The 3,937-nt window shown below is 38.4% G+C and carries 2 protein-coding genes; both read right to left on the reverse strand.

Annotation, left to right across the window (positions count from 1 at the left end; genetic code table 11):
• Positions 1–357: 357 nt before the first annotated feature.
• Positions 358–2,652 (reverse strand): thiamine pyrophosphate-dependent enzyme, encoded by a 2,295-nt coding sequence (locus V7164_RS25270; RefSeq protein ID WP_335355600.1) that lies wholly within the window; start codon positions 2,650–2,652, stop codon positions 358–360.
• A gap of 2 nt (positions 2,653–2,654) precedes the next feature.
• Positions 2,655–3,665 (reverse strand): 2-oxoacid:acceptor oxidoreductase family protein, encoded by a 1,011-nt coding sequence (locus tag V7164_RS25275; protein WP_335355601.1) that lies wholly within the window; start codon positions 3,663–3,665, stop codon positions 2,655–2,657.
• Between the last annotated feature and the right edge of the window lie 272 nt (positions 3,666–3,937).

Below are 3,937 nucleotides of genomic sequence, written 5' to 3' on the forward strand. Positions count from 1 at the left end.
GTAATAACTCTATTTAACTTATATTTTTTATCCTTTTTATGATTTTTAGATTTTTTTACTTTCTTAAAACGAGTCTTTTTTACCCCTTTCATTTTAGGTAATCCTCCCTTGTTTAGACGTTGTTGTCAAAATATTGTACTAAAAGTTATGTAAAAAATATCAGAATATTACTAGTACTATTTAATTATAATATAATTCATATGGCATTCAAGAGGAAGTTGGCACTTTAGGATAAATAAAGGAGATTCTCCAATTTGCACCATTCAAGTTATTTCTTTTATTAAAAACAAAAAAGCGTCTCTTAGCCGCAAATTCGACTAGGGAGACGCTTCAACTCTTCGTGTATGAAAGAATTATTTATAATAAAGGATTTTCATGTTTAGCTAGAAGACGTTGCCAGCGCTTTTCGATTTCTTCTTCCAATTCCATTAACATTTCATGATTTTCTTCTTTTAAGAGATGCTTTGTTTTGCCCATATATTTCAGCCATTCAGGTAATCCAACCCTTTTCTTCTTATCTTCAGGATTATAAGTAATGGTTGTTACCCCTTCTTCTACCTCGTACAGAGGGAAGAAGCATGTATTAACAGCCGCTTCGATAATCTTTTCACCATAGCGATCATCTGACTTCCAGTTCAACGGACAAGTAATAAGGATTTTGCCATATACCGTACCAACATTTTGCGCATACCATTGAGCCTTTGCAGCTTTCTTTATTAGATCCTGCGGGAATGCCTCTGCACCGGTAAAGACGTAAGGGATATTAGTTGAAGCCATAATTTGTGCTGTATCCTTATGATGGAATGCTTTACCCTTTTGTTTACGTCCGACATTGCTTGTACTTGTCATATGTCCTTTTGGGGTAGAATAGGACATTTGAGATCCTGTATTCATATATCCTTCATTATCATACTCAAGCATAATAAGGTTATGGTTTCTCAGTGCCGTTCCAATTGCGGACCCCATTCCAATATCCATTCCGCCATCACCCGTAATCATGACAAAAGTAGCATCATCTGAGATTTCGATTTCCCCGCGCTCCTTCAACTCTAAAAAGGCTTCCACTGTACCAGATAATGTAGCAGGTCCATTTTGGAATAGGTTGTGGATCATAGTTTGTTTATGTGAAGAATAAGGATATGCGGTTGTTGTCACATAAGCACAACCAGTTTGGAACAGCACAACCACATCTCCTTCAATCCCTTTAAAAAACAACTCTAATCCGGTAAATATTCCACAGCCTGGACAAGCTCCGTGTCCTGAAGCTATTCGCTTTGGCTTCGATGTTAATGAGCGTAACGGAGGAATTTTCACCTTTAATTTATTTGTTTCAGGATCCTTCTCAACGTGTATTAAGCCTGATTTGTAAACATCCCCATGCTGAGGGGTAATAACTGGCTTAAGCCCCCGATCTTTATTTCCAGGAACATGACCAAAATAATCAAAGGATTTTTTTGCATAGCCATTATTCATCGCCTCAATTGCTTCGTTGAAGAAATGCTCTGCATCATCTTCATAAAAATCTTTCCCGCCAAGTCCAAACACACGGCTTAACACAATGGTTTTATTATTTTTATCATCCTGTAATGCGGACTTTACTTCATGGGTTAAATTCGGGCCATTGCCGCCATAGGAATCAGCTCTTTCACCGATTAGCAGAGCTTTAATATTTTTTAGTGCTTCCCGAATTTCTTTTGCAGGGAATGGACGGATGATATTCGGGCTGATGACACCTGCTTTAATCCCTTTTTCTCTTAGTCTGTCCACCGTATCCTTCGCGGTTTCAGCAGCAGAGTTTAATAAGAATAAAGCAACCTCTGCATCTTCCATTTTGTATAATTCTAATACTGGGTATTCACGGCCGGAAATAGCAGCATAATCTATTGCAACTTCCTTGAATATGTCACCTGCAGCATACATCGCTTCAGATTGCTGAAAATGGTTATTCATTAAATCTTCGCCATTCATATGGGCACCAATCGTTACCGGTCTTTTTGGATCTCGGGCGAAATGATAATCTGTCGGGCACTCACCAACAAATTGCTGAACTACTTGGCGATCTTTAAAATAATTTACTTTTCTCTTTTGATGTGATGTAAAGAATCCGTCATATGCAACAATAACAGGGAGACGAACCTTTGAATGCTCAGCAATTTTGAGAGCCATTATATTCATATCATATACTGCCTGTGGTGTTCTCGCCGTTAATATTACCCACCCCGTATTTAAGGCAAAGTATAAATCTGAATGATCCCCTCTAATATCTAAAGGGCCGCTTACTGAACGAGTAACTAAATTCATAACCATTGGGAATCGGGTTCCGGATTGAACAGGAAGCTGCTCAAGCATATACATAAGCCCATTCGCACTTGTTGCGTTAAAAACCCTTGCACCTGTTGCGGCAGCTCCGTAACAAATCCCTGCTGAACCATGCTCTCCATCGGCTGGAATCAGCTTAATATTATGCTCTCCTCTTGCCTTCATTTGGTCTAAATACTGGGCGACCTCGGTTGATGGTGTAATTGGGAAATACCCCATAATATGGTAGTTTATTTGAGCTGCAGCCATTGCCGCCATTTCATTTCCGCTTTCAAAGGTTACCAATTGTTCTGCAGTATTTTTTTTAATTGATTGTTCTACTACCATTGCCATTATTAAATCCCTCCCGCTATGTAAGGAAATTTATGTTTTACCCAGTTTGCCTCAGCATAACCAATCGTTTCGCGCAAATCACTTAATGCCGTTGTTGGACAAGCCTCAACACACTTCAGACAGCCTTTGCAATATTGATAATCAATCCCTTTAAGGAACATTTGCTTCCGGCCGCGCTTATCTTCTCCTTCTTCCCATACAAAGCAATAATCAGGACAGACGGTATCACATGCAGCACAGTGAATACATGTCTCTTGATCATATTTTGGAAGGAACCCTTGTCTGGATCCGCTCAAGTCTTTTAATATACTATTTCCTTGGGCTGTAATGATCCCGCCAATTTCTTGAGTTTCATATCCTAGTAACGGAAGCGGACGAGAGAATGCCTTTCCCTTGGCATCTTCTGGAGTTTCATATGTTTTGAATTGAACTTCGTTGTATCCCCGTTCGAATGTTCGAATATTTGGCTCTACAAGATGCGGGTATTTTTTTTCAAATGTTTTTCGAATGATGTCCTTCATTGACTCTGGATCAAGGAAATCACAAATACGGAATAATGCTCCTAGCATTGCTGTATTGACTTTTGTCTTTTCATCGACAGAAATTTGTAAGGCATCGATAATGGCTAATGTACCTGTTTCTAATTTCAAGTCTGCCTTGATCGAATCAAAGTCTCTGATGGAATTAACTAATAGAATCCCATCAGGCTCCAAACCGCTAACAACATCGACCGTTTTATATAATGCTTCATGAAAAACCCCGACAACATGCGGCTGCTCAATCGGACTATGCGCTCGAATTTCAACATCAGGATCACAATAACGTATAAAACTTTTCACTGGTGATCCTTTCTTTTCAGAGCCATATGATGAAAAGTTCGAACCGTTTAAACCTAATCCTAAAACTCCAGCTTCAGCAAGCATCTTTCCGGCTAGATTTGCTCCTAGCCCGCCAATTGACTCTAATCTAATTTCAAAAAAACCAAGCCCATTTTTCTTTGGTAATATTGACATAATCTCCCTCCCAAAATTCATCCTTTTCGTTTGTTTATACAAACTTGAAAGATCCCCTTTTGATATTGTATTAGAATGTTTAAAGTACCGCTGTGACAAAAGTCAAACATTCTAGCCAAATTGACTAAAACAGTTTGTGATTTTTTAAACAAAATCATTATTATCAGCATTGGAAACGGAATCACAATTATATAACAGATGTTTTTATGTATTATAACAGAGAGTTTCCTCTGATAAATTCCCATTATTCGGAAGTTGTTCCTCTCATTTAC

The sequence above is a fragment of the Bacillus sp. JJ1474 genome (genome assembly GCF_036965225.1).
Lineage (GTDB): Bacteria > Bacillota > Bacilli > Bacillales > Cytobacillaceae > Cytobacillus.

Coding starts and splice junctions, on each gene's coding strand:
- V7164_RS25270 (WP_335355600.1), bottom strand. CDS start 2,652: ATGGCAATGGTAGTAGAACAATCAATTAAAAAAAATACTGCAGAACAA.
- V7164_RS25275 (WP_335355601.1), bottom strand. CDS start 3,665: ATGTCAATATTACCAAAGAAAAATGGGCTTGGTTTTTTTGAAATTAGA.